Annotated in this window: 29 protein-coding genes; 16 read left to right on the plus strand and 13 right to left on the minus strand. The window is 69.0% G+C overall.

Annotation, left to right across the window (positions count from 1 at the left end; genetic code table 11):
• Window positions 1–8 precede the first annotated feature (8 nt).
• Window positions 9–653, plus strand: coding sequence for a PilZ domain-containing protein (locus ACZ5J1_RS01790; RefSeq protein WP_464561941.1), 645 nt, complete (start codon window positions 9–11; stop codon window positions 651–653).
• Between the two features lie 34 nt (window positions 654–687).
• Here the strand turns inward: ACZ5J1_RS01790 and ACZ5J1_RS01795 are convergent, their stop codons facing one another.
• Both ACZ5J1_RS01795 and ACZ5J1_RS01800 read right to left on the minus strand, forming a co-directional pair.
• Entirely contained in the window at window positions 688–1,524 is an 837-nt protein-coding gene (locus ACZ5J1_RS01795) for an EAL domain-containing protein (protein WP_464561943.1), read from the minus strand.
• 154 nt (window positions 1,525–1,678) lie between these two features.
• The gene (locus ACZ5J1_RS01800) at window positions 1,679–2,044 is read right to left on the minus strand and encodes a YchJ family protein (RefSeq protein ID WP_464561945.1); all 366 of its coding nucleotides are present in this window, start codon (window positions 2,042–2,044) and stop codon (window positions 1,679–1,681) included.
• A gap of 58 nt (window positions 2,045–2,102) precedes the next feature.
• Between ACZ5J1_RS01800 and ACZ5J1_RS01805 the strand changes: the two genes are divergently transcribed.
• Genes ACZ5J1_RS01805 through ACZ5J1_RS01820 form a run of 4 tightly spaced genes read left to right on the plus strand, consistent with a single transcriptional unit; the run spans window position 2,103 to window position 7,212 of the window.
• Window positions 2,103–3,500, plus strand: coding sequence for a sigma 54-interacting transcriptional regulator (locus ACZ5J1_RS01805; protein ID WP_464561947.1), 1,398 nt, complete (start codon window positions 2,103–2,105; stop codon window positions 3,498–3,500).
• Window positions 3,493–3,891 (plus strand): OsmC family protein, encoded by a 399-nt coding sequence (locus ACZ5J1_RS01810; protein WP_464561948.1) that lies wholly within the window; start codon window positions 3,493–3,495, stop codon window positions 3,889–3,891. The genes ACZ5J1_RS01805 and ACZ5J1_RS01810 overlap by 8 nt, the downstream gene beginning before the upstream one ends.
• Window positions 3,888–5,204 (plus strand): MFS transporter, encoded by a 1,317-nt coding sequence (locus ACZ5J1_RS01815; protein WP_464561950.1) that lies wholly within the window; start codon window positions 3,888–3,890, stop codon window positions 5,202–5,204. The genes ACZ5J1_RS01810 and ACZ5J1_RS01815 overlap by 4 nt, the downstream gene beginning before the upstream one ends.
• A 4-nt stretch (window positions 5,205–5,208) precedes the next feature.
• Window positions 5,209–7,212 carry a VWA domain-containing protein gene (locus ACZ5J1_RS01820; protein ID WP_464561951.1) on the plus strand — a complete coding sequence of 668 codons (2,004 nt, stop codon included), beginning with the start codon at window positions 5,209–5,211 and terminating at the stop codon, window positions 7,210–7,212.
• A gap of 30 nt (window positions 7,213–7,242) precedes the next feature.
• Here the strand turns inward: ACZ5J1_RS01820 and ACZ5J1_RS01825 are convergent, their stop codons facing one another.
• Window positions 7,243–7,662, minus strand: a complete 420-nt coding sequence (locus tag ACZ5J1_RS01825; protein WP_464561953.1) for a VOC family protein — start codon at window positions 7,660–7,662, stop codon at window positions 7,243–7,245.
• A gap of 8 nt (window positions 7,663–7,670) precedes the next feature.
• A complete protein-coding gene (locus ACZ5J1_RS01830; protein WP_464561955.1) occupies window positions 7,671–8,165 on the minus strand; it encodes a helix-turn-helix transcriptional regulator in 495 nt (164 codons plus the stop codon).
• 14 nt (window positions 8,166–8,179) lie between these two features.
• Here ACZ5J1_RS01830 and ACZ5J1_RS01835 point away from each other — a divergent pair, with 14 nt between their 5' ends.
• The 3 genes from ACZ5J1_RS01835 (at window position 8,180) to ACZ5J1_RS01845 (ending at window position 10,980) form a co-directional block, all read left to right on the plus strand.
• Complete coding sequence (locus ACZ5J1_RS01835; protein ID WP_464561956.1) at window positions 8,180–8,959, plus strand: TSUP family transporter; 780 nt, start codon at window positions 8,180–8,182, stop codon at window positions 8,957–8,959.
• An 87-nt stretch (window positions 8,960–9,046) separates the two neighbouring features.
• Complete coding sequence (locus ACZ5J1_RS01840; RefSeq protein WP_464561958.1) at window positions 9,047–9,475, plus strand: GNAT family N-acetyltransferase; 429 nt, start codon at window positions 9,047–9,049, stop codon at window positions 9,473–9,475.
• Between the two features lie 371 nt (window positions 9,476–9,846).
• Window positions 9,847–10,980: an IS110 family RNA-guided transposase gene (locus ACZ5J1_RS01845; protein ID WP_464561960.1), complete on the plus strand. Its 1,134-nt coding sequence runs from the start codon at window positions 9,847–9,849 to the stop codon at window positions 10,978–10,980.
• Window positions 10,981–11,034: 54 nt separating this feature from the next.
• On the opposite strand, the gene ACZ5J1_RS01850 is transcribed toward ACZ5J1_RS01845, so the two are convergent.
• The 3 genes from ACZ5J1_RS01850 to ACZ5J1_RS01860 all read right to left on the minus strand — a co-directional run bounded on the left by ACZ5J1_RS01850 (window position 11,035) and on the right by ACZ5J1_RS01860 (window position 13,685).
• On the minus strand, window positions 11,035–11,316 hold the full coding sequence (locus ACZ5J1_RS01850; protein WP_464561961.1) for a hypothetical protein: 282 nt from the start codon (window positions 11,314–11,316) through the stop codon (window positions 11,035–11,037).
• 80 nt (window positions 11,317–11,396) lie between these two features.
• A complete protein-coding gene (locus ACZ5J1_RS01855) occupies window positions 11,397–12,743 on the minus strand; it encodes an HNH endonuclease signature motif containing protein (RefSeq protein ID WP_464564683.1) in 1,347 nt (448 codons plus the stop codon).
• Between the two features lie 222 nt (window positions 12,744–12,965).
• Window positions 12,966–13,685, minus strand: coding sequence for a hypothetical protein (locus ACZ5J1_RS01860; protein WP_464561962.1), 720 nt, complete (start codon window positions 13,683–13,685; stop codon window positions 12,966–12,968).
• 93 nt (window positions 13,686–13,778) lie between these two features.
• On the opposite strand from ACZ5J1_RS01860, the gene leuE reads away from it, so the two are divergent.
• Window positions 13,779–14,441 (plus strand): leucine efflux protein LeuE, encoded by a 663-nt coding sequence (gene leuE, locus ACZ5J1_RS01865; RefSeq protein ID WP_464561963.1) that lies wholly within the window; start codon window positions 13,779–13,781, stop codon window positions 14,439–14,441.
• On the opposite strand, the gene ACZ5J1_RS01870 is transcribed toward leuE, so the two are convergent.
• The gene (locus tag ACZ5J1_RS01870; protein ID WP_464561965.1) at window positions 14,435–14,929 is read right to left on the minus strand and encodes an FBP domain-containing protein; all 495 of its coding nucleotides are present in this window, start codon (window positions 14,927–14,929) and stop codon (window positions 14,435–14,437) included. The genes leuE and ACZ5J1_RS01870 overlap by 7 nt on opposite strands.
• 62 nt (window positions 14,930–14,991) lie before the next feature.
• Between ACZ5J1_RS01870 and ACZ5J1_RS01875 the strand changes: the two genes are divergently transcribed.
• Both ACZ5J1_RS01875 and ACZ5J1_RS01880 read left to right on the plus strand, forming a co-directional pair.
• Complete coding sequence (locus tag ACZ5J1_RS01875; RefSeq protein ID WP_464561967.1) at window positions 14,992–15,570, plus strand: TetR/AcrR family transcriptional regulator; 579 nt, start codon at window positions 14,992–14,994, stop codon at window positions 15,568–15,570.
• Entirely contained in the window at window positions 15,567–16,130 is a 564-nt protein-coding gene (locus ACZ5J1_RS01880) for a dihydrofolate reductase family protein (protein WP_464561969.1), read from the plus strand. Before ACZ5J1_RS01875 ends, ACZ5J1_RS01880 begins: the two co-directional genes overlap by 4 nt.
• 22 nt (window positions 16,131–16,152) lie before the next feature.
• Here ACZ5J1_RS01880 and ACZ5J1_RS01885 read toward each other — a convergent pair whose 3' ends face one another.
• The 3 genes from ACZ5J1_RS01885 to msrA are packed head-to-tail and all read right to left on the minus strand — an operon-like array spanning window position 16,153 to window position 17,827.
• Window positions 16,153–16,713 (minus strand): GNAT family N-acetyltransferase, encoded by a 561-nt coding sequence (locus ACZ5J1_RS01885; protein ID WP_464561971.1) that lies wholly within the window; start codon window positions 16,711–16,713, stop codon window positions 16,153–16,155.
• Complete coding sequence (locus ACZ5J1_RS01890) at window positions 16,710–17,144, minus strand: universal stress protein (RefSeq protein WP_464561973.1); 435 nt, start codon at window positions 17,142–17,144, stop codon at window positions 16,710–16,712. Before ACZ5J1_RS01890 ends, ACZ5J1_RS01885 begins: the two co-directional genes overlap by 4 nt.
• A gap of 29 nt (window positions 17,145–17,173) precedes the next feature.
• Complete coding sequence (msrA, locus tag ACZ5J1_RS01895; protein ID WP_464561975.1) at window positions 17,174–17,827, minus strand: peptide-methionine (S)-S-oxide reductase MsrA; 654 nt, start codon at window positions 17,825–17,827, stop codon at window positions 17,174–17,176.
• 86 nt (window positions 17,828–17,913) lie between these two features.
• Between msrA and ACZ5J1_RS01900 the strand changes: the two genes are divergently transcribed.
• Together ACZ5J1_RS01900 and greA are read left to right on the plus strand one after the other, a co-directional pair.
• Window positions 17,914–19,029 carry an AI-2E family transporter gene (locus ACZ5J1_RS01900; RefSeq protein ID WP_464561977.1) on the plus strand — a complete coding sequence of 372 codons (1,116 nt, stop codon included), beginning with the start codon at window positions 17,914–17,916 and terminating at the stop codon, window positions 19,027–19,029.
• Window positions 19,013–19,522 carry a transcription elongation factor GreA gene (gene greA / locus ACZ5J1_RS01905; protein WP_464561979.1) on the plus strand — a complete coding sequence of 170 codons (510 nt, stop codon included), beginning with the start codon at window positions 19,013–19,015 and terminating at the stop codon, window positions 19,520–19,522. Before ACZ5J1_RS01900 ends, greA begins: the two co-directional genes overlap by 17 nt.
• Before the next feature lie 23 nt (window positions 19,523–19,545).
• Here greA and ACZ5J1_RS01910 read toward each other — a convergent pair whose 3' ends face one another.
• Entirely contained in the window at window positions 19,546–19,935 is a 390-nt protein-coding gene (locus ACZ5J1_RS01910; protein ID WP_464561981.1) for a DUF4307 domain-containing protein, read from the minus strand.
• A 44-nt stretch (window positions 19,936–19,979) separates the two neighbouring features.
• Here ACZ5J1_RS01910 and mca point away from each other — a divergent pair, with 44 nt between their 5' ends.
• From mca to ACZ5J1_RS01925, 3 genes are read left to right on the plus strand one after another with little or no spacing between them, the layout of a single operon-like run.
• Window positions 19,980–20,900, plus strand: coding sequence for a mycothiol conjugate amidase Mca (mca, locus tag ACZ5J1_RS01915; protein ID WP_464561983.1), 921 nt, complete (start codon window positions 19,980–19,982; stop codon window positions 20,898–20,900).
• Window positions 20,900–21,142: a hypothetical protein gene (locus ACZ5J1_RS01920; protein ID WP_464561985.1), complete on the plus strand. Its 243-nt coding sequence runs from the start codon at window positions 20,900–20,902 to the stop codon at window positions 21,140–21,142. Before mca ends, ACZ5J1_RS01920 begins: the two co-directional genes overlap by 1 nt.
• 17 nt (window positions 21,143–21,159) lie before the next feature.
• Window positions 21,160–22,227 carry a TerC/Alx family metal homeostasis membrane protein gene (locus ACZ5J1_RS01925; protein WP_464561987.1) on the plus strand — a complete coding sequence of 356 codons (1,068 nt, stop codon included), beginning with the start codon at window positions 21,160–21,162 and terminating at the stop codon, window positions 22,225–22,227.
• Between the two features lie 53 nt (window positions 22,228–22,280).
• On the opposite strand, the gene ACZ5J1_RS01930 is transcribed toward ACZ5J1_RS01925, so the two are convergent.
• Complete coding sequence (locus tag ACZ5J1_RS01930) at window positions 22,281–22,679, minus strand: universal stress protein (RefSeq protein WP_464561989.1); 399 nt, start codon at window positions 22,677–22,679, stop codon at window positions 22,281–22,283.
• Window positions 22,680–22,709 lie beyond the last annotated feature (30 nt).

Here is a 22,709-nt window from a genome sequence, read left to right on the forward strand (position 1 = left end):
GTCCTGGGATGCTGCCCGCGGTCCATGATCCGGTCCACCTGATCGACGAGCAGGGGCACCAGCTCCCCGGGATCGTCCTGGCCGTCGAGGGCGAGGACCTGTTCACCGTCCGGCTCGACGCCGGGCACAGCGGGCCCGTCGGCACGCCGTTCGCGCTCACCTGGATCGAAGGTCCGGACGTGCTCCAGTTCCCCACCACGGTGGTGGACCGTTCGGTGATCGACAACGCCCCGGCGGTGACGCTGCACGGCAGCGGCGAGATCACCAAGGTGCAGCGGCGGCGCTACGTCCGGGTGCCGGTGCAGCGCCCGATCGCCGTACGCCTCGACCCGATCCCGCTCGACCCCGCGCTGGTCGGGATCCCCACCCAGGCCAAGGGTCTGACGCTCGACGTGGCCGAGGCCTCGGTGCGCTGCTCCCTGCGTCAGCGCGACGCGGCCGCGTTCACCGCGGGTGCGACGGTCGAGCTGCGCTTCGAGCTCGACGGCGACGAGTTCGTCCTCGAGGGTGAGGTCGCCCGGGCGGCCGAGATCGTCGACGAGGAGACGCCGCGGGTCGAGCTCGTGGTGATGCTCACCGCCGACGAGAACGGACGGACCGCGATCCGGCGAGCGCTGTTCGCCGAGCAGATCCGGATGCGCGCCACGGTCTGAGGCGCGGGATGCGCGGGAGGCGAGGCGGAGTGGGTCAGGAGGCGCGAGCCACTTCGAGGCCGTCGCGCTGCAACGCCTCGAGCAGGTACGTCGCCGCCGCCGGTCGACCCAGCAGGTAGCCCTGACCCATCTCGATGCCGAGGGCCTTCACGTTGGCCAGCTGCTCGGGGGTCTCGATCCCTTCCGCGACGGAGAGAACGCCGAGCTCGGCGAACATCCGGGCGGTGTGGGACATCACGATCCCCTCGGTGCGCCCCTCGCTGGCGATCAGCTGACGGTCGAACTTCACCAGCGCCCACTCGGGGTGCTGCAGGAAGGTCAGGCGGGCGGCGCCGGCACCGAAGTCGTCCAGCGCCAGCATGATGTCGTGGTCGTGCAGGGCCCGGGCGGCGCGGGCGTAGTCCTCGTGCCACAGGTCCTGGCCGCGCTCGGTGATCTCGAGGATCAGCCGGGTCTGGTCGGGCCAGGGCAGGGAGGCGATCCGGCGGAACAGCTCGCTGTCGTGGCGGAGCTGCTCGATCTCGATGTTGACGCTCATGATCAGCGGCACGTCGACGATCCGCGAGGCGGCCATCAGGGTGGCGTGGGCGTTGTTGATGATCGCCCAGGTGAGCTCGTCGAGGAGATCGTGGTGGCGGGCGGCCTCGACCAGGTCGAGCGCGGTGTACGTCGCGGGGTTGGGCCGGTAGCGGGCCAGCGCCTCCCAGCCGCAGATCCGGTCCGAGGCGAGGTCGACGATGGGCTGGTAGTCAGCTCCGACGCTGCCGTTGGTGAACATGGCCAGGACCTTGTCGCGGTCGCTCAGCAGGTCGCCCCGGGGCCGCGGAGGCAGCACGGGGGCGGAGGCTGTGGACGGCGACGTGATCGTCACGGCCGGATAATCGACGTTTCCCGAGAACACATGAGCATTGTGTCCATTTACTGCACTCTGTTACTAGTCTACGGCGGCGTGGCGGATGAAACTCTGTTCCAGCAATGTGAAATTCAGTTCACCAACATGACACGTGAATTTTGGGACGGATGGGTCAACTGAGGTCCCCGTCCACGTAAAACCAGCGTCCGGCGCGCATTTCGAAGCGGCTGAGCTCCGTCATCTCGCCCGCGCCGTCGCGTGTCAGGTATTCCGCGACGAAGTCCACCCAGTGGTCACCGGAGCCCGAAATCGTCAGACCGGTCCAGACCAGCTCGGGGTCCAGCTCGACCGAATCGGGTCTCGTCCGGGGGTGCCACGTCCGCCAGACGTAGTCGGAATCACCCACCGCGTAGGCGCTGTAGCGCGACCGCATCAGCTCCTCCGGGGTGCTCGCCTGAGCCGCCCCCCGATGCAGCCGACCACAGCACGCGTCGTACGTCGTCGCCGAACCGCAGGGGCAGAGGTCGCTGGTGAACATCGGTCGCCAGCCTAGGACGGAGCCGAAGCGGGTTGCATCCCTGAGTAGCGTGAGAGGTGTGACTGTCTCCGTGTCAGAGCGCCCTCAGATCACCACACTCGGCCAGCTCCGGGCCTCCGGCCACGTGCAGAAGAGCCTGCGCGCCGAGCTGCGCGACAACCTGCTCGCGCGCCTGGCGGCCGGGGAGGACCCGTGGCCCGGGCTGCACGGCCTCGAGGACAGCGTGCTGCCGCAGTTCGAGCGGGCGCTGATCGCCGGCCACGACGTCGTACTGCTGGGGGAGCGGGGGCAGGGCAAGACCCGGCTGCTGCGCACCCTGGTCGGACTGATGGACGAGTGGACGCCCGTCATCGACGGCGCTGAGCTGGGGGAGCACCCCTACGAGCCGATCACCGTCGCCTCCGTCCGTCGCGCGGAGGAGCTCGGCGACGACCTGCCCGTCGCCTGGAAGCACCGGTCCGAGCGCTACTCCGAGAAGCTCGCCACCCCCGACACCAGCGTCGCGGACCTGATCGGTGACGTGGATCCGATGAAGGTGGCCGAGGGTCGCCACCTCGGCGACCCGGAGACGATCCACTTCGGGCTCGTCCCGCGCTCCCACCGCGGCATCGTCGCGATCAACGAGCTGCCCGACCTCGCCGAGCGGATCCAGGTCGCGATGCTCAACGTGATGGAGGAGCGCGACATCCAGATCCGCGGGTACGTCGTCCGGCTGCCGCTCGACGTGCTCGTCGTGGCCAGCGCCAACCCGGAGGACTACACCAACCGCGGCCGGATCATCACCCCGCTCAAGGACCGCTTCGGCGCCGAGATCCGCACCCACTACCCGCTCGAGCTGGCCGACGAGATCGCCGTCATCGACCAGGAGGCCGAGCTGGTCGCCGAGGTGCCGGACGTGCTGGTCGAGATCCTCGCCCGGTTCACCCGCAACCTGCGGGCCTCGTCCGCGGTCGACCAGCGCTCGGGTGTCAGCGCCCGCTTCTCGATCGCCGGCGCCGAGACGATCGCCGCCGCCGCCCTGCGCCGCGCCACCGTCCACCAGGAGGACCCGGTCGCCCGGCTGGTCGACGTGCACACCGCCGTCGACGTCCTCGGCGGGAAGATCGAGTTCGAGACCGGCGAGGAGGGGCGCGAGTCCGAGATCCTCACCCACCTGCTGCGCACCTCGATCGCCGAGACCGTCCGCTCCCGGCTGCGGGGGATCGACTTCGCGCTGCTCGTCGACGCGATCGAGAACGGGGCGATGGTCACCACCGGCGACCACATCACCGCCCGCGACCTGCTCTCCGGCCTGCCCGTGCTGGGGGAGTCCGACCTCTACGACCAGGTGATCGAGCGCCTCGGCGGGACCAACGACGGTGAGCGCGCCGGTGCCATCGAGCTCGCCCTCGAAGGCCTCTACCTGGCCCGAAAGATCGGCAAGGACACCGACGGCCGGGAGGTGATCTATGGCTGACCTCTCGCCGTACGGCGTCCGCGCCGGTGCTGGCTCCCTGCGGGCGGATCCTGCCCCCGGGTCGGTCGTGCTGCCCCACGCCTGGACTCCTGAGGGGGTCACCGCCGGGCCCGTCGCCAACGGCGCGCAGGCGCTCCACCTCTCCGTGGCGCTGTGCGTCCTCAACGACCTCTACCGCGAGTCCGCCCAGATGGGGGTCCAGATCCGCGGGGTGGCCGTGGAGGCCGACGGTGGGTTCGACGAGGCCTGGATCTCGACCGGGGTGGCCTACCGCGTCACCGTCGACTCCGATGCGACACCGCGGGCCGTCGACAGCCTGATCTTGCGGGTCGATGCGGTGGCCGAGATCCCCCGAGCGCTGCGCGCTGGAGTACCGGTGGGCTGCGCGTGAAGACCTTCGTCCGGGTCCTGATCAACACCGGGATCGCCAACGTCACCACCAGCTACCTCTGGTGGGGACTGATCTTCTGGGCCTACCTCGAGACCGGCTCCGTGCTGGTCAACGGCGTCATCGCCGGTTCCTACATGCTGCTGGTCGCCGCCTTCAGCACGGTCTTCGGGTCGCTGGTCGACCGCTACCGCAAGCACCACGTGATGCTGCTGTCCGGTGTCGTCACCACCAGCTTCTTCGCCGCGGCCGGCGTGATCTTCTTCGTCGTCGGCGAGAGCGACATGTCCGAGCTCGACTCGGTCTGGTTCTGGGTCTTCAGCCTGATCCTCCTGGTCGGGGCCGTGGTGGAGAACATGCGCTCGATCGCGCTGTCGACCACGGTCACGCTGCTGCTCCCCGACGACAAGCACGCCAACGCCAACGGCCTGGTCGGCACGGTGCAGGGCATCGGGTTCGCCGTCACGAGCGTGCTCTCGGGGCTCTCGGTCGGCCTGCTCGGGATGGGCTGGACGATCGCGATCGCGATCGCGCTGAGCGTCGCCACCTTCATCGACCTGCTCCTCATCCGGATCCACGAGGAGAAGCCCGAGGTGGCAGAGGGTGCGCCGATCGTCGACCTCGCCGGAGGCATCGCCGCCGTCCGCGCCGTGCCCGGCCTCTTCGGGCTGATCATCTTCTCCACGTTCAACAACCTGCTCGGCGGCGTCTACATGGCGCTGATGGATCCCTACGGCCTGGAGCTGTTCAGCGTGGAGGCGTGGGGGATCATCCTGGCGATCACCTCGAGCGGCTTCATCATCGGTGGCCTGCTGGTGGCCAAGTTCGGCCTCGGGGCTCAACCGCTGCGCACCATGCTCCTCCTGGTCGCGGTGGGTGGAGCGCTCGGCGCCATCTTCACCCTGCGTGAGTGGGGCTGGCTCTTCGCGGCCGGGATCTGGGCCTGGATGCTGCTGATGCCCGCGGTCGAGGCAGCCGAGCAGACCGTCGTGCAACGGGTCGTCCCGTTCGCCCAGCAGGGCCGGGTCTTCGGGGTCGCGATGATGTTCGAGATGGGGGCCGCCCCGATCACCGCGTTCCTGGTCGCCCCGCTGGCGGAGTTCCTGGTCATCCCCTACCTCCAGTCCGACGCTGGCGCCGAGACCTGGCACTGGCTGCTCGGTGAGGGCGAGGCGCGCGGCATCGGCCTCATGTTCGTCATCGCCGGGCTGGCCTCGATCGTGATCGCGTTCCTCGCCTCCCGCAGCCGCACCTACCACCAGCTCACCCGCAGCTACGCCGAGTCCGAGCCGGCTCCCGAGCCGGTCGTGGGGTGACGTCGTGAGATACAAGAAGTACGACGGCGGGGACCCGCTCGCGCCCCCGGTCGACCTCGCCGAAGCCCTCGAGGCGATCGGGGAGGACGTGATGGCCGGGTACTCACCCGAGCGCGCCATGCGGGAGTTCCTCCGCCGCGGCGGTCGCGACAACGTCGGCCTCGACGAGCTCTCCCGCCGGATCGCCGAACGCCGCCGGCAGCTGCTCGACCGCAACAACCTCGACGGCACCCTGCGGGAGGTCCGGGAGCTGTTGGACAAGGCGCTGCTCGAGGAGCGCAAGCAGCTCGCCCGCGACGCGATGATGGACGACGCGGACCGGGCCTTCCGCGAGCTGCAGCTGGAGAACCTGCCGACGAACACCGCCGCCGCAGTCACCGAGCTCGGCTCCTACGACTGGGCCTCCCGTGAGGCCCGCGAGACGTTCGAGCAGATCAAGGACCTGCTCGGCCGCGAGATCCTCGACCAGCGCTTCGCGGGGATGAAGCAGGCCCTCGAAGGCGCCACCGAGGAGGACCGCGCCGCGATCAACCAGATGCTCTCGGACCTCAACGAGCTCCTGGAGAAGCGTCAGCTCGGCGAGGACACCCAGGCCGACTTCGACGAGTTCATGGCCAAGCACGGCGACCAGTTCCCCGAGAACCCGCAGAACCTCGACGAGCTGCTCGACACCCTCGCCGCCCGCTCCGCTGCGGCCCAGCGGATGCTCAACTCGATGAGTCCCGAGCAGCGTGCCGAGCTGATGCAGCTCTCCGCCCAGGCGTTCGGCTCACCGCAGCTGATGGACGCCCTCGGCCGCCTCGACGCCAACCTGCAGTCCCTGCGCCCCGGCGAGGACTGGACCGGCTCGGAGCAGTTCGGTGGTGAGGGCCCAGGCTTGGGGCTGGGTGACGGCACCGGGGTGCTGCAGGACCTGGCCGAGCTCGACTCCCTCGCCGACCAGCTCTCGCAGTCGTACGGCGGCGCCCGGATGGAGGACATCGACCTCGATGCGTTGGCGCGGCAGCTCGGGGAGGACTCCGCGGTCGACGCCCGCACCCTGCGCGACCTGGAACGCTCCCTGCGTGAGTCCGGCCAGCTCGAACGCGGCTCGGACGGCAACCTGCGGCTGACCCCCAAGGCGATGCGCCAGCTCGGCAAGGCGTTGCTGCGTGACGTCGCCCAACGGATGAACGGCCGTCAGGGCAACCGCGACACCCGCGCGGCCGGCGCCACCGGTGACCTCACCGGCGGCACCCGGCCGTGGGCGTTCGGCGACACCGAGCCCTGGGACCTGCCCCGGACGGTGCTCAACGCCGTCACCCGCACCGCGGCCGACCACACCCCGGGACGTCTGCGGCTGACGATGGACGACATCGAGGTCTCCGAGACCGAGGACCGCACCCAGGCCGCCGTCGCGCTGCTGGTCGACACCAGCTTCTCGATGGCGATGGACGGTCGCTGGGTGCCGATGAAGCGCACCGCACTGGCCCTGCACACCCTGATCAAGTCCCGCTTCCGCGGCGACGACCTGCAGCTGATCGCGTTCGGTCGCGCCGCGCAGGTGATGGAGATCGAGGAGCTCACCGGGCTGGACGCCCGCTGGGACAAGGGCACCAACCTGCATCACGGGCTGCTGCTGGCCAACCGGCACTTCCGCAAGCACCCCAACGCCCAACCGGTGCTGCTGATCGTCACCGACGGTGAGCCGACCTCACACCTGGAGCCTGACGGCCACATCGCGTTCGCCTACCCGCCCCAGATGCGGACCATCAGCCTCACCGTCGACGAGCTCGACAACGCCCGCCGGCTCGGCGCGCAGGCCACGTTCTTCCGGCTCGGCGAGGATCCCGGGCTGGCCCGGTTCATCGACCAGATGGCGCGCCGGGTCGACGGCTCGGTGGTCGCCCCCGAGCTCGACGACCTCGGCGCTGCCGTGGTCGGGTCGTACCTCGGTCGCCGTTCCGGGCCGTCGTACGGCGGCGGGGTCGATGACGGCTGGGGCGGCCGCGGCTGGTGGGCGGGCTAACGCCCAGCGGCACATGGTCAGCTCACCGGCTCAGATGTCGGTGCGCTGCGAGACCCGGAAATGGTTCCCGGACGGGTCGCGGAAGCCGAAGTCGATGCCGTACGGGCGCTCCTCCGGGGCGTCGGTGATCTCGACCCCGTTGGCCACGAGCTGCTCGTGCATCTTGCGGGCGTCGTCGGTCAGCATGAAGATGCCGCCCGAGTTGCCGGCCGTGAGCAGGGTCCGGATCGCCGCGACCGCCTCGGCGGTGAAGATCGGCTCCGGCGGGATCGCCATCAGCACGATCTCCGGGCTCTCGTGTCCGGGGACACCGACGCTGAGCCAGCGGAAGTTGCCCATCTCCGGGTAGGTCGCGTCCTCGCGCACCTCGAAGCCGACCTTCTCGGTCCAGAACTTCAGTGCCTCGTCCTGGTCGAGGGTCCAGACCTGCACGTTCTTGATGAAAAACATGAACACTCCTACGAGTCGGGGGATCCGGTCGGATCCGATGTCGACGACGCTACGGGCCCGTCCGGGCCGTTGGCTTCTCGAAAAGTGCTGCCCTCACTGACGGTCCGACGCTGCGGCCGGCCGTAGAACCGCACCACGCAGTTGGGCAGCGTGACCCGGTCCGCCACCGGCGGGTACGCGGCGCGGTACTCGGTCGGGGTCCGGTCGAACATCCGCTTGAAGCTGGTGGTGAAGCTCCCGACCGAGGAGAGCCCGACCTCCATGCAGATGTCGGCCACGGTGTGGTCGGTGTCGCGCAGCAGCGCCGCGGCTCGCTCGAGGCGGCGGGTCAGCAGGTAGGCGTGCGGGGTCTCGCCGTACGCCGTCTTGAACAGCCGGCTGAAGTGCGCGCGGCTCAACCCTGCCGCGCCGGCGACGTCGTCGAGGTCGATCGGCTCGGCGTACCGGTTCTCCATCAGGTCCTTGGCCCGCAGCAGGTGCCGTTCGATCGGAGGGGAGGCCACGCCATGATTGTGCCGTGTCCGAGGTGAGCCTGTCCGTGCTGATCCTGGTCGGCCTGGCAGCGCTGGCCGCCGGGTACGTCGACGCCGTCGTCGGCGGTGGCGGCCTGATCCAGCTCCCGGCCCTGGTGATCGCGTTGCCCGGGGTCGCGCCGATCCACCTGCTCGCGACCAACAAGCTCGCCTCCATCTGCGGTACGTCGGCCGCGGCCGTGACCTACACCCGCAAGCTCCGCCCCTCGCTGCGCACGTCGCTGGTGCTGATGGCGTCCGCCTTCGTCGGCTCGGCCGGGGGAGCGGTGGTGGCCAGCCACCTGCCGCGCTCCGTCTTCGACCCGGTGGTGCTGGGCGCGCTGGTCGTGGTGGGTTCCTGGGTGCTGTTGAGTCCGCGTCTCGGTGCTGTCACCGCGCTGCGCTGGCACGGCTGGCCGGAGTACGTCGCGCTCGGCGTGATCGGCCTGGCGATCGGGTTCTACGACGGCGCGCTCGGGCCGGGCACCGGCTCGTTCCTCACCATTGCGATGGTCGGCATCGTCGGCTACTCGTTCCTCGATGCCTCGGCACGCGCACGGTTGGCGAACTGGGCGACCAACGCCGCAGCGCTGGCTGTCTTCATCCCGCAGGGCGCGGTGATGTGGCGGCTCGGCCTGGTGATGGGCGCCTGCAACCTGGTCGGCGGCTGGCTCGGCGCCCGGACCGCGCTGCGGGTGGGCCCCGGGTTCGTCCGGGCGTTCTTCCTCGCCGTGGTCGGCGCGTTCATCGTGACGCTGGGGATCAGGGTCTTCGGGCTCTGGTGAGCTTCGCAGGAGCGAGGTCGGTCGACCGTCTGCCGCTACCGTGACGGCGTGCTTCCGCTTCCGACGTCGAGACTTCGCTTTCGTCAGATGACCGATGCCGACCTTCCTGACATCGCCACCTTGGAGATCGGAGGCTCGCGTGGCCCGGAGGGGTGGATCGCCTGGAGTCGGCGCAATTACGACGAGCACGGGTTCGGGCTGTGGGTCGTCGAGACCCATGAGGGGCACTTCGTCGGCGACTGCGGCTTGACGATGCAGGAGGTGGAACAGCAGTGGTTCGTAGAAGCGGGTTGGCACGTCCGCTCCGATCTCCGTGGTCAGGGCTATGCGACGGAGGCAGCTGTCGCGGTGCGCGAAGCGGCTCGCGCGGCCGGCGTTGAGCACATGATTGCGATCATCCGGCCGGACAATCTGCCGTCGCAGCGCGTGGCGACGAAGATCGGGCTCGTCCTCGAGCGCGAGGTCGAGAAGTTCGGCGGCCCGGCCCTGATCTTCGGTGCCGACCTGCAGGCGTGACGGCCTGATCTCGTCACGGGAACCGACCGGCTCGCGGCATGGTCGGTCTTCGCCTCAACGCGGCTACTTGTTTCATTGACCTCAGGTTCGGGTCTGGCAAGGCTCGATCCAGGCGCCCGGTCCGTCGCTCTCATTGCGGCTGCCCACGCTGACCCCGTCGGGGTCCCGTGTGGCTCTCACATGGCATGCGCGAGCCGGGCGTCGCAGGGTCGGCAAGAGGCTCAAGAGGGGTCTGCCCAGCTCGAAGTAGCGTTGCCCTTCCCGACTCGAAACCAGTGATGGATCGAGCAACGGGAGAGCGCATGCACCAGCAAGCAGAACATGTCGTTGTCGGGATGGACCCGCACAAGAGGTCGGCCACGATCGAGGTCATGACCGCTGAGGAGTCTGTCCTCGGCGGTGGCCGTTACAACACCGAGGAAGCCGGCTTCGCCGACATGACCGGTTACGTCAACCAGATCCAGCCCGACCGTGACCGACGGGTTTGGGCGGTCGAGGGCTGCAACGGGATCGGCCACCACATCGCGGTCCGGCTGCTTGCTGCCGGTGAGCAGGTGGTCGACGTGCCTCCGAAGATGTCGGCACGGATGAGAGTCTTCGCGACCGGACAGGGACGCAAGACCGACGCCACCGACGCGCACTCCGTCGCGCTAGTCGGGACCCGGATCGCCGGGCTGCGTCGTGTCGTCGATGACGAACAGCTCACCGTGCTGCGGGTACTGGCCGACCGTCGCCGCTCGTTGGGTGAGGACCACACCAGGATCGTGTCCCAACTCCACCAGCACCTCCTCGAGCTGATCCCCGGCGGCGCGAAACGTGACCTGTCGGCCGCTCAGGCCAAGGCCATGTTGGCCAAGGTCCGCCCACGCGACGCCGCTGGCAAGGCCCGGCGCCGCGTCGCGGCCGAACTCATCGCCGATCTGGAACGGATCTACCAGCGGAAGAAGGCCGCCGACCAGGAACTGAGTGCCTTAGTCGCCGCCACGGGCAGCACCCTGATGAACCTGCACGGCATTGGTCCGTCCGGAGCCGCCCAACTGCTGGTCGACGTCGCCGATATCACCCGGTTCCCCGACCGCGGCCACTTCGCGTCTTGGAACGGCACCGCCCCCATCGACGCGTCATCGGGTGACCAGGTCCGCCACCGGCTGTCACGGGCCGGGAACCGTCAGATCAACCGAACCCTGCACATCATGGCCACCGTCCAACTGCGGCACCCGACCGAGGGCCGCGCCTACTACGACCGCCGCAAAGCTGACGGGAAGACATCGAACGAAGCAATGCGCGCGTTGAAGAGACGGCTATCTGACGTCGTCTACCGCACCATGCTCGACGACACGATCGGCCACACCATCAGCGCCGAGGCGACGGGCCCGAGTGGGCAACAGGGCAACGACTCTGACTCCAGCGCGGCCGGCTCACAGCCCCACGCCAACTCTTCGGATAAGCCACACCCGAACCCGTCGAAGACCCAGCCTAGGACCCCCACGCCCGGTACGCATTGACACAGAGGGGAGCCATGGTCGGGCGTTCCGCCCTGACAGCGGCACAGCGGGCGATCAGTGCCCGGAGGTCAGAACCAATGCCACCATTCCAGCGCCTCGGTAGCGGCGGGCTCCGACGGGATCGCCCGAGGCGTCGACCATGCCGACAAGCTCACGGATACGGCGTGCATCGGACGAAATATCGGAGGACGAAAGTCCGGACGCAGCCACGACAACGTCTGCAACTTCGGCGACGGAGCGGGCCTCATCCTTACTGAGCCAGCCGTAGTCCAGGTCCAGTTTCGTGCCGTCAGCGAGCACGAGTCGGCCGTCGTTGAGAACCCGGATCGTGCTCACCCGCCGATGCTAGCCACAGGCCTAGCGTCGGCAGGGATGCGCCCTCATCTCGGCATGGTCGGTCGACCTGAATACCTCAGTCACCGGCGGAGGAAGGTGATCAGCCCGTCGGGCCCGATCTCGTAGGTGAGGGCGGCGTCGTGGATCCGGTGGTGGTGATAGCTGCAGAGGAGCTTGCCGTTCTCCAGGTCGGTGCGTCCGCCGTCCTCCCAGGGGACCATGTGGTGGCCCTCGCAGTGGCTGGCGGGCATCGTGCAGCCTGCGGTCCGGCAGGTCGGTTGCGTCAGACCGAGAGCGCGCTTCTGGGCGGCGCTGAACAACCGAGCGGAGCGGCCCAGGTCGAGCACCTCGCCCTTCGAGCCGAGGACGGCGGGGATGATCCCCGACGTACAGGCGAGTCGGCGTGCTTCCGCTGCGCTGAGTCGCTCGGGCCCATCGACGCCGTGGAGGGTCGCGGCGCCAAGACCTGATTCGAGCCGGTCGAGGGGGATCGTGACCACCAGGGTCGTGATGGTGGTGCCGTGAGTGGGGAGATCCTTCGGGTCGATCCGGTCCAGCATCTCGCAGAACGCCTGACCGAGCTTGTACGGCGCCGGGAGCGCCCACCACGGTGCCGGTGAGGGCGGTGCCCGGTCGCCATCGACCCGCTGGTCGGCGTCATCGGTCGGGTCGGCCGCGTCGGTCGGACCTGCCTCGGCCCAACTCGGGGTGCGGCGGGGGTTGAGCAGAGCTTGGAGGATGACGGCGAGCTGGGCGGCGTACCGATCGGGAAGGTCCGCGATGAGGCGGCTGATGCCGTCACCCCGCTTGCGGAGACTCAACCGGACCCGTTCGGCGGCGCGCCGTTCCGCGGCCTCCAGCTTGGCGGCCTCGGCGGCCTCCGCGATCTCTGGAGCGACGGCCTCCAGGATCCGGGCGCCCAGGACACGGAGCGCACCCGGATCGAACGCTCGGGCATCAGCCAACAGCTGGCGCTCCGCTTGTTCGAGCACCGACGCGTCGATCTGGGGCGCCAGGTCGTCGGTGAGGTCGTCGGGCAGTGCATCGACCGCCCGGCAGATCACGTCGGCCTGGGCGGCGGACACTGAACCGGTCCGCATCGCCGCAGCGGTGAGCGGGTGGTCGTGCAGCCGGTGGGCGAACGCGACCGCGGCACGTGCCTGGCGGAGTCCGAGGCGGGTCTGCTGGTTCAACCAGAAGCCCAGGTCCTTGGCTCCCGCGTCCTCCGCCACCGTGGTGGACTGATCGAGGGGCACGATGACGCGACTCTTGAGCTCCGTCAGCTGCGTTTCCAGCACGGTGATCGTCATCAGTGCGTCGACTTGGTCACCCGGGCGCATGAAGAGGGGATCCACGTCAGCGACCTCGGCCACCGCCGCGCTGGCGGCCTCGATCGCGGCGCAGATGGGGTGCGATCGCTCCAGCATGCTGCTCAATCGGGCCACCTCCTCCGGGCTTCAGCAAACGTGGTCACACCCGTCCGATGCGGGTGCTTCTCTTCGTTCGCCGGCTCACAGGAGCAAAGGTGGTTTTCCTCGGCTGACCGGTCGCTTCGACTCTTTGGATCGCGAGCCTCCCTCACGACCGGATGCATCCGATTCTATCGAACAAACGTTCTAGATTCAACCTGTTTCCGCAGGTCAGAACAACTATTTCGTGGACGTTCGCGCTCGCGCGTCCCAGTGACGCTGGATCCGCCACGACCGGAAGAAGGCGATGGAGAACCAGAGTGCCGCAAGGGTGCCGATCGAGGCCAGGATGAGTCGGGGAGTGTCGTTCTGCCCGATCACCTGGGCATGGCGCGGGTCCTTCGGGTCGACCAACAGGTCGACGGAGGGCCCGAGGTCGTGCGTAGTCTGCGCGGCAACGAGTACGTCCCGGTAAGTCTCGCCGTTCAGGGTGAAGCCGGCGTAGTAGTTCTTCGTCCCGCAGGCTTTTCCCTCACACCGGCTGCGGAGGGTGTCCGACGTGAGGAGGACCAGGTCATCGCGTTGGCGGAACTTGATGTCGTCGATGGCAGGGACGGCGAATCCGAACCAGATCAAGGGGGCGCCGAGAGCTGCGACGAGGCCCATGATCCAGGCGCTGTTGTCGAGCCACCGGTCGTTTGACCGGCTCCTCCCTGGCAGCCGTCCCCGCAGCTGGTCTCGCAGCTCGCGTCCCATCTTGGCGCCGAGCTCGCCGGGCGCCTGGTCGGAGCGGCGCGCCTCGGGCTCGTCCGGTGGAGCCTTGAACAGCCAGGCCAGGCCGAGGATCATCAGTCCAGCGAAGATCCCGCTCAGCCATGACTCTAGGAGCAGCCCGCAGACGAGAGCCGCGGCCGGCGCCATCGCGAGCCATACCCGGAACGGCAGGTCGGTCGGAATCACGGACCTGCTTCTATCCCGCGCCGTGCGGCCGGGTCAACTGCGGGTGACCCAGCAAGTCGTGACGCCAGGGCTCGGCATGTCACACTCCCAGACGTGCTGGGCGTGACCGACCTCAAGACCTATGTCCTCGGGACCGTCTTCATCGTGCTGCTGCCCGGACCGAACTCGCTGTACGTGCTCAGCGTCGCCGCCCGCGCCGGCGTCCGCCGGGCCTACGCCGCCGCGTCCGGGGTGTGGGTCGGTGACACCGTCCTGATGACGCTCTCGGCGTGCGGGGTGGCCTCGCTGCTCAAGGCCAACGACGTGCTGTTCGACATCGTCAAGTACGCCGGCGCCGGATACCTGGTCTGGTTGGCGATCGGCATGCTGCGGGCGGCGTACGGGATGTGGCGCTCGCGCAAGGTGGTGGCCCAGATCGCCGCGGGGGAGATCCCGCTGACCGGCGTCGCGCTCGAGCGGCCGTTCCGCCGCGCGCTGGTGATCAGCCTGCTCAACCCGAAGGCGATCCTGTTCTTCATCGCGTTCTTCGTGCAGTTCGTCGACCCGGCCTACGACAAGCCCTGGCTGTCGTTCCTGCTGTTGGGCGCGATCGCGCAGGTGATCAGCGTCAGCTACCTGTCGCTGCTGATCTTCAGCGGCGACCGGCTTGCCGAGACGTTCCGGAAGCGCAAGGTCGCCTCAGCGATCGCGACCACCGGCGTCGGGGCGGCGTTCCTCGCGTTCGCCGTGCGGCTCTCGGTCGCCAGCGTTCACTGATCGTCGCTGGAGACCTGCGCGAGGAAGTCGCCCAGGTTGCGGACCAGGCGCTCGACGCGCTGCTCGGTGGTGAGGGTCTCGCGCACCGTCAGGGTCTCGGTCTTGAGCCGGCCGCGGACGTAGAGCGAGCAGCGCAGGTCCGAGCAGATGTAGGTGCCGACCGTGTTGCCCTGACGTCCCGCCTTGCCGGTGCGCGGCGCGACCATCAGGGAGACCCCGCCGGAGTGCTGGCTCAGGCAGATCGAGCACATGCTGCGCTTGGGGCCGGGCTTGGCGCTCGGGACCCGCAGCGCGATGCCCTGCATGCGGCCGTCGAGCTCGGCGATGAGGTAGCCCTTCAGCGGTGACTGCGGGTCGCGCCAGCCCAGGTAGTCGAGGTCGTCCCACGACTGGTCGGCCAGGTCGCGCGGGATCGCCATCCGGGTCGCCTCGCCCTTGGTGACGTTGAGCATGCTCGCGCGCAGGTCACGCTCGGTCAGGGGAGTCATGCACCTCACGGTAGGTCTCCTAATAGTGTTAGGCAAATCAATATGGGCGCTAGGGTGGTGCCGTGGTGAGACAGGGCCTGACGGTGCGCCGGATCGGGAGCGAGGGAGCCGACCTGGCCGACGAGGTCGGGTTGTCGGCGGTGACGATGAGTGAGGTCGCCCGCCGGGTGGGCGTGCGCGTCCCGAGCCTCTACGCACACGTCGCGGGCTCCGAGGAGCTGATGCTGCGGATCAGCGCCGTCAGCCTCGACGACCTCGCCGACCGGGTCGCCGAGCAGCTCGCGGGCCGCTCCGGCGTCGACGCGCTCCGGGCGTACGGCGACACGGTCCGTGCCTTCGCGGCCGAGCACCCCGGCCGGTACGCCGCGACCCGGCAGCGGATCGCCGAGGCCCTCGCGGACTCTGTCGCCGCGCAGGAGACGATCGCCGCCGGTCGCCGCCACGCCGACCTCCTCGCCGCGGTGCTGCGCGGCTTCGCCGTCGCGGGTGACGACGCCGTCCACGCCACCCGGCTGATCGGGTCGGTGATCCACGGGTTCGTCAGCCTCGAGGCCTCGGGCGCCTTCGACCACAGCAGCCCGCCGGCCGAGGAGAGCTGGCATCGCGCACTCGGCCTGGTTGCTGGCACGCTGGAGGCATGACCCGGATCGTCTTCGCCACCGCCACCACGCTCGACGGCTACCTCGCCGATGCGGAGAACTCCCTGGACTGGCTCTTCGTCGTCGAGGGCGGTGAGGAGGCCCTGGCCGACGTCGAGGCGTTCGCCGCCGGGGTGACGGTGATCGTCGAGGGCTCGACCACCTACACCTGGGTCGTCGAGCACGAGGACCTGGTCGCGCACCCGGAGAAGTGGTCGGGGTTCTACGGCGGGAAGAAGACCTACGTCTTCACCTCACGCCCTGACGAGATGCCGCGGATCGAGGGTGCCGACGTCGAGTTCCTGTCGGGTGCGGTCGCCGACCACATCGACACCATCCGCGCGGCTGCCGGCGACGGTGACATCTGGGTGATGGGCGGCGGGGATCTCGCCACCCAGTTCGCCGACGCGGGTCACCTCGACGAGCTGCAGCTCTCGATCGCCCCCGTCACCCTCGGTGGGGGAGCGCCGTTGTTCACCGGCCGCTTCGAGTCCGACCGGCTGACGCTGGTCGAGACCAAGCAGGCTGGGCAGTTCGTCTCCGCGACGTACAAGGTCGGCTGAACCCAGGCGTGCAGCGCCGCGCCTACTCCTCCAGCAGGCGCTGGAACAGCACGTGGTCCTGCCACTCGCCGGCGATCTTAAGCAGCCCGCGGGCGATGCCGATCCGCTCGAACCCGGCGCGCAGCAGCACAGCCTGCGAGCGCTCGTTGTGCACCAGCGTGCCGGCCTCGAGCCGGTGCAGGCCGAGGTCGTCGCGGGCGATCTCGACCACGGCCTCGACGGCACGCGAGACCAGGCCGCGGCCCTGCAGGGCGGCGTCGATCCAGTAGCCCAGCACGGCGCTCTGGAGCGGTCCGCGCACGACGTTGGACAGCGTCACTCGGCCGGCGAGATGTCCGTCGACGACGAGCACGAGCGGCACCTCGGAGCCGGCGGCGAGCCGGGCGAGGTGCCCTTCGATCACCGCCTCCTGGGAGGCGAGGGTGAAGTAGTCCTCGTCGCGCAGCGGGTCCCAGGGCGCGAGGTGCTCGCGGTTGGCGACGACCAGCGTGGTCAGCTCGACCAGGTCCTCGCGCTGCACCGGGCGCAGCACGACCCCGTCACCGAGGTCGCGCTGCAGCCCGGCGTTGAGCGCTGAGGTCAACGCGCGTGCGTGTGCGCGATGTACACGTCGCACGGCGCCTTGCGGACGACGTCCACGGCGACACTGCCGAGGATGCGCGAGACACCCTGGACGCGCTTGTTCCCGATCACGATCAGCTCGGCCTTGGTGAACTCGGCCGCCGCGACCAGGGCTTCGGCCGGCTTGCCGGACTCGGCCTCGGCCTCGATGGTGAGGTTCGGGTAGTCGGCGCGCAGCGAGTTGGCGACGTCCTGGGCCAGCGCCTCGGCGCTGTCGCGGCTGCTGACCACGAACTGCTCGCCGGGACCCCGGTCGAACACCTTCTCCTCGTAGTGCGCGAACGCGGACACGACGTGCAGGTCGGCGCCGAGGGCGACCGCGAGGATCGCGGCGCTCCGGGCTGCCTGGGCAGCGGTCTCGCTTCCGTCGACTCCGACGATGATGACGCTCATGCGGGTTCCTTCCGAGGGGTGTGGAGGATTCAGGATTCGGCGGGGAAGGTGATCCCCGTCGTGGCGTGGCAACGGTATCCGTTGGGCACGCGGTCAAGGTACTGCTGATGCATCGGTTCCGCCGGGAAGTACGTCGGAACCTCACGCACCTCGGTGGTGATCGGGTCGAAACCGCGACGCGCCAGCTCGGCGCCGTACACCGCGGTGAGCTCGCGGGCGGTCGCCTCCTGCTCGGGGGAGGTGAAGTAGATCGCCGAGCGGTACTGGGTGCCGACGTCGTTGCCCTGGCGCATGCCCTGGGTCGGGTCGTGCACCTCGAAGAACGTCTTGACCAGGTCGGCGTAGGAGATGACCGACGGGTCGAAGACGATCCGGATCGCCTCGGTGTGGTTGGTCCGACCGCTGCAGACCTCTTCGTACGTCGGGTTCGGGGTCGTCCCGCCCTGGTAACCGACCGAGGTGGTGTAGACGCCGGGCTTGGCCCAGTAGATCTCCTCGGCGCCCCAGAAGCAGCCGAGGCCGAAGTACGCGACCTCGAGGCCTTCGGGGGTGCCGTCCTGGCCGGGGACCGCGTCGAGCGGAGTGCCCAGCACGCGGTGGCGCGCGGGGAGGGCGAACTCGGGCTCCGCACGGCCCGCCAGGGTGGCGTCGGCGGGGAACAGGGTCTTCGGTCGACCGAACATGAGTGCCTCCTGCGGTTGCTGATGGGTGGTGCGATGGGTGCAACAACTCGGTGTCCCGCTTCGTTCCCGAGGCTACGCTCACGCACATGGTCCCTCGCGGAGTCGAGATCGCTGCCCAGTGGGCGTGGCGCTTCCTGGTCATCGCCGCGGCCGGCTACGTGCTGGCCCGCGTGCTCGGCTACCTCAGCGTCGTCGTCATCCCGCTGATCGTCGCGCTGCTGATCTCGGCGCTCTGCGCGCCCCTGGTGGCCGTGCTCGGACGGATCGGGCTCGGCCGGGTCCTGTCCTCCCTGCTGATCGTGATCGCCGGGATCTCGGTGATCACCGCCGGGCTCGTCTTCGCCGGGGCGCAGGTCGCCAGCGGAGCCCAGGACCTGGCCGACCAGACCGTCCAGGGTCTCGGTGAGATCAAGGACTGGTTGAAGACCGGCCCCCTCCAGGCCAGCGACAGCCAGATCAACGACGTCATCGACCGGGTGCAGACGGCGATCACCAACGCCAGCCAGGACGGCAACGTGCTCGGCCACGTGACCGAGTTCGGCACCGCCGTCGGGCACGTGGTCGCGGGGATGTTCATCGCGCTGTTCGCGACCTACTTCTTCCTCGCCGAGGGCTCGACGATCTGGTCCTGGATCGTGCGGATCGCGCCCCAGGCTGCCCGGGACCGGGTGCACTCCTCCGGCACCGTCGCCTGGGTCTCGCTGACCCAGTTCGTGCGGGCCACCGTCATCGTCGCCGCCGTCGACGCGATCGGGATCATGATCGTCGCGGCGATCCTGCAGGTGCCGTTCGTGGCCGCGATCGGCGTGCTGGTCTTCCTCGGCGCGTTCGTGCCGCTGCTCGGCGCCACCGTCGCCGGCTCGGTCGCGGTCCTCGTCGCCCTGGTGGACCAGGGCTTCGTCACCGCGCTGCTGATGCTCGGCGGGGTGATCCTGGTGCAGCAGCTGGAGGCGCACATCCTGCAGCCGTTCCTGATGGGCCGCTGGGTCGCGGTGCACCCGCTGGCGGTGATCGTCTCGATCGCCGTCGGTGTCCTGGTGGCCGGCGTGGTCGGCGCCCTGGTCGCCGTACCGATGGCCGCGGCGATCAACGCGGTCGTCCACCACCTCGCTGAAGATCCGCAAGCAGAAGAACCCCAGTTGCTAGACTTCTCTGATCCTTTACCGGAAGTAGGAGCACACCCCGATGACCCAGCAGACTGACAACACGTCGGCCTCGACCGTGTGGATGAGCCGCAGCGCTTTCGAGCAGCTCACCGCCAAGGTCGAGGACATGAAGGGCCCCCAGCGCGAGAAGATCGTCGCCGAGATCAGCGCCGCCCGCGACGAGGGAGACCTCAAGGAGAACGGCGGCTACCACGCCGCTCGGGAGGCTCAGGGACGTCTCGAGGGTGAGATCGCGCAGCTGGCCGCACTCCTGCTGAAGGTCGACACGACCGAGCCCACCGACGACGGCATCGTCGGCCCCGGCAAGGTCGTCACGTTCAAGTTCGAGGGCGATGACGACGACGAGGCCGAGGTCCGTCTGATCGCCGCGATCGAGATGGACGACTACTCCCACGGGCTGGAGATCAGCTCCCCGCAGTCACCCGTCGGTGGCGCCCTGCTGGGTGCCTCGGTCGGCGACGTCGTCACCTTCGAGGGCCCGCGCGGGCCGCTCAAGGTGCAGGTGCTGAAGGTCGTCGTCTTCAGCTGACGCTGAGCTGCTGAGCGCTGCGATCAGCGCGGGTCGTTCTGCCCCTGGGCGGTGCAGCCCACCAGATCGACCGAGGTCGCCATCCGCTCCGTGCGGATGGTGACCTCGTTGTTTCCGGCGACGGGCGTGAAGGTCAGGTCACCGACGGTGACGTGGTCCTCCGCCGTGGCCCGGATCAGGCAGCTGGGGTCGCGGACGTCGTCGTCGAGGGTCACCCGGACCGACGCGACCGCGGAGTGGTCGTCGACGACCTCCCACGTGGCCAGGGTCGAGGAGATCACCGGGTTGGACTTGATCCAGACCACCCAGACCGTCCACACCACCAGGGCCACCACGATCACGACGGCGAGCACGGGGAAGATCCGCGACGTCCAAGACCGATGCCCTCCGTAGCGCTGCGCCAGATCACTCACCCCACGATCCTCGCATCCGCGCGGTGCCACCTACGATGGTGGGTATGCCTCAGCATCCACGCGCTGCTCAGTGGGCTGGCCTGCGACTCATGCACGTGCACGCCCACCCCGACGACGAGTCGAGCAAGGGCGCCGCCTCGACCGCGATGTACTCGGCCAACGGGGTCGACGTCCACGTCGCGACCTGCACCGGCGGCGAGCGCGGCTCGATCCTCAACCCGAAGATGGACCGGCCCGGGATCCTGGAGAACATCCACGAGATCCGGCGCGAGGAGATGGCCCGCGCCCGCGACATCCTCGGCATCACCCAGGAGTGGTTGGGCTTCATCGACTCCGGCTGGCCCGAGCCCGACGAGGACGGGAACCGGCCGCCGCTGCCCGAGGGCTGCTTCGGCCTGGTCCCGGTCGAGGAGGCGGCACTGCCGCTGATCGCGCTGATCCGGTCGGTCAAGCCGCACGTCCTGACGACGTACGACGAGCGCGGCGGGTATCCCCACCCGGACCACATCCAGTGCCACAACATCTCGGTCTTCGCCTTCGAGCACGCCGGCAAGGCCGACTTCCACCCCGAGCTCGGCGCCCCGTGGCAGCCGCTCAAGCTGTACTACTCGCACGGCTTCAACCGCCCGAAGGCGGTCGCGCTGCACGAGGCGATCCTGGCCCACGGGCTGGAGTCGCCGTACGGCGATCGACTCAAGGAGTGGAAGGAGGAGCCCGAGTGGGACGCCCGCGTCACCACCAAGGTGCCCTGCTCCGACTTCTTCGGGGTGCGTGACCAGGCCCTGCTCGCGCACGCCACCCAGATCGACCCCGACGGTTGGTGGTTCTCGGTGCCCCGGGAGCTGCAGGCCGAGGTCTGGCCGACCGAAGACTTCGAGCTCGTCGAGAGCTTCGTCGACGCCCCTGTTCCGGAGGACGACCTGTTCTCCGGGATCACCCCCGATGTGATTGGTCCCGTCTCGTGATGTTGTCCCATGCCGCGTACACCCTGATCGCCGCCGTGCACACGGCCGTCGACGCCCCGCCGGAGCCGGCCGACGTCAAGGCCGGCTGGACCGCCTTCATCATCTTCCTGCTGCTCTTCGCCGCCGTCGTCGCGCTCGGATTCTCGATGTCGCGCCAGTTCAAGAAGGCCGCCAAGAACCGCGAAGCAGGCATCCTGCCGTCCTCCGCGGACCCGGTTGACCGGAACTCTGGGACCGTCTGAGTCGTTCGGTTTCTGTTGTGAGCTCCCTGACGGGCGACTCGATCGCCTCGCCATTGGTCTGGACCGTCACCCTGGTCCTTCTGGTCGGTCTGCTGGCCGTCGACATCCTCGTGATCGCGCGGCGTCCGCACGAACCGTCGATGGGTGAGGTGTCGCGACACCTCGTCTTCTTCGTCGGGCTGGCGATCCTGTTCGGGATCGGGCTGGCCGTCTTCGCCGAACCGACCTCGCTGTCGGCCAACCCCTCCGCCGAGTTCTTCGCCGGGTGGCTGACCGAGTACTCGCTCTCGGTCGACAACCTGTTCATCTTCATCGTGATCATGGCCAACTTCGCCGTGCCGCGGGAGCTGCAGCAGAGCGCCCTGATGGTCGGCATCGTGCTGGCGCTGATCTTCCGCGCGATCTTCATCGTCGTCGGCGCCGCGGCGATCAACGAGTTCTCCTGGGTCTTCTACATTTTCGGCTTCTTCCTCGTCTGGACGGCCTTCAAGCTGGCCAAGGAGGGCGGCGAGGACGAGGACGAGTACGAGGAGAACAAGCTGGTCCAGTGGGCCGAGAAGCACCTCCCCGCGACCAAGGAGTGGCACGGCACCTCGATCCTCGCCCGGATCGACGGCAAGCGTCTGGTCACCCCGATGTTCTTCGTCATCCTCACCCTGGGGACGACGGACCTGCTGTTCGCGCTCGACTCGATCCCCGCGATCTACGGCCTGACCAAGGACCCCTACATCGTCTTCACCGCGAACCTGTTCGCGCTGATGGGTCTGCGTCAGCTCTACTTCCTGATCGGCGGGCTGCTGCAGCGGCTGATCTACCTGTCCTACGGGCTGGCGTTCCTGCTCGGCTTCATCGGGGTCAAGCTGATCCTGCACGCGCTGCACGAGAACGAGCTGCCGTTCATCAACGGTGGTGAGCACGTCGAGTGGGCGCCCGACATCCCGATCTGGGTCTCCCTGGCCGTCATCATCGGCACGCTCGTGGTCACCACGGTGGCGAGCCTGATCGCCTCCTCCCGGATGAGCTCCGACGAGCAGGACAAGCACACCGGTCCCCGTCGCGGGATCCACGAGCACCACGAGGACTGAGTCGTCCCTCGAAACCCGCCTTTCGGTTCACCGAAAGGCGGGTTTCGGCGTTCTCAGTCCGGGCGCTTGACCGAGACGACCGGGCAGTCGGCCTCGAGCAGCACCTGCTGCGAGCTGCTGCCCAGGAACAGCTTGCCGACGGGGGAGCGGCGACGCAGACCGATCACGATCAGGTCGGCGTTCGCCTCGCGGGCAGTGTCGAGGATGACGTCGGCCGGTGAGTCGGCCAGCAGCGGCTGCACCATCCGGTGAGCGATGCCCTGCTCGGTGAGCTGGCGGTCGAGCGTGTCCCAGTCACCGGCCGGGGCGAACGCGGGGTGGGCGTCGTTCCCCCGCACACCGGAGTTGGTGATGACCAGCTCGCGGCCGTCGGCCTTCGACAGGCTGACGGCGTAGTCCACAGCGGCTGCGCCCTCCGGTGTCGGCACGTACCCGACGACGATCGAACCCATCTGAATCCCCATCCCTCGTGTCCCTCGGAC

It is taken from the genome of Nocardioides sp. JCM 18999 (assembly GCF_055391175.1).

What these genes read in the sequence shown, in the direction of transcription:
- ACZ5J1_RS01790 (WP_464561941.1), top strand. Translation starts at nt 9, where the DNA reads ATGCTGCCCGCGGTCCATGATCCGGTCCACCTGATCGACGAGCAGGGG.
- ACZ5J1_RS01800 (WP_464561945.1), bottom strand. Translation starts at nt 2,044, where the DNA reads ATGTTCACCAGCGACCTCTGCCCCTGCGGTTCGGCGACGACGTACGAC.
- ACZ5J1_RS01810 (WP_464561948.1), top strand. Translation starts at nt 3,493, where the DNA reads ATGGCTGACCTCTCGCCGTACGGCGTCCGCGCCGGTGCTGGCTCCCTG.
- ACZ5J1_RS01825 (WP_464561953.1), bottom strand. Translation starts at nt 7,662, where the DNA reads ATGTTTTTCATCAAGAACGTGCAGGTCTGGACCCTCGACCAGGACGAG.
- ACZ5J1_RS01840 (WP_464561958.1), top strand. Translation starts at nt 9,047, where the DNA reads ATGACCGATGCCGACCTTCCTGACATCGCCACCTTGGAGATCGGAGGC.
- ACZ5J1_RS01845 (WP_464561960.1), top strand. Translation starts at nt 9,847, where the DNA reads ATGACCGCTGAGGAGTCTGTCCTCGGCGGTGGCCGTTACAACACCGAG.
- ACZ5J1_RS01855 (WP_464564683.1), bottom strand. Translation starts at nt 12,743, where the DNA reads ATGCTGGAGCGATCGCACCCCATCTGCGCCGCGATCGAGGCCGCCAGC.
- ACZ5J1_RS01870 (WP_464561965.1), bottom strand. Translation starts at nt 14,929, where the DNA reads ATGACTCCCCTGACCGAGCGTGACCTGCGCGCGAGCATGCTCAACGTC.
- ACZ5J1_RS01880 (WP_464561969.1), top strand. Translation starts at nt 15,567, where the DNA reads ATGACCCGGATCGTCTTCGCCACCGCCACCACGCTCGACGGCTACCTC.
- ACZ5J1_RS01890 (WP_464561973.1), bottom strand. Translation starts at nt 17,144, where the DNA reads ATGAGCGTCATCATCGTCGGAGTCGACGGAAGCGAGACCGCTGCCCAG.
- msrA (WP_464561975.1), bottom strand. Translation starts at nt 17,827, where the DNA reads ATGTTCGGTCGACCGAAGACCCTGTTCCCCGCCGACGCCACCCTGGCG.
- ACZ5J1_RS01900 (WP_464561977.1), top strand. Translation starts at nt 17,914, where the DNA reads ATGGTCCCTCGCGGAGTCGAGATCGCTGCCCAGTGGGCGTGGCGCTTC.
- greA (WP_464561979.1), top strand. Translation starts at nt 19,013, where the DNA reads ATGACCCAGCAGACTGACAACACGTCGGCCTCGACCGTGTGGATGAGC.
- mca (WP_464561983.1), top strand. Translation starts at nt 19,980, where the DNA reads ATGCCTCAGCATCCACGCGCTGCTCAGTGGGCTGGCCTGCGACTCATG.
- ACZ5J1_RS01920 (WP_464561985.1), top strand. Translation starts at nt 20,900, where the DNA reads ATGTTGTCCCATGCCGCGTACACCCTGATCGCCGCCGTGCACACGGCC.
- ACZ5J1_RS01930 (WP_464561989.1), bottom strand. Translation starts at nt 22,679, where the DNA reads ATGGGTTCGATCGTCGTCGGGTACGTGCCGACACCGGAGGGCGCAGCC.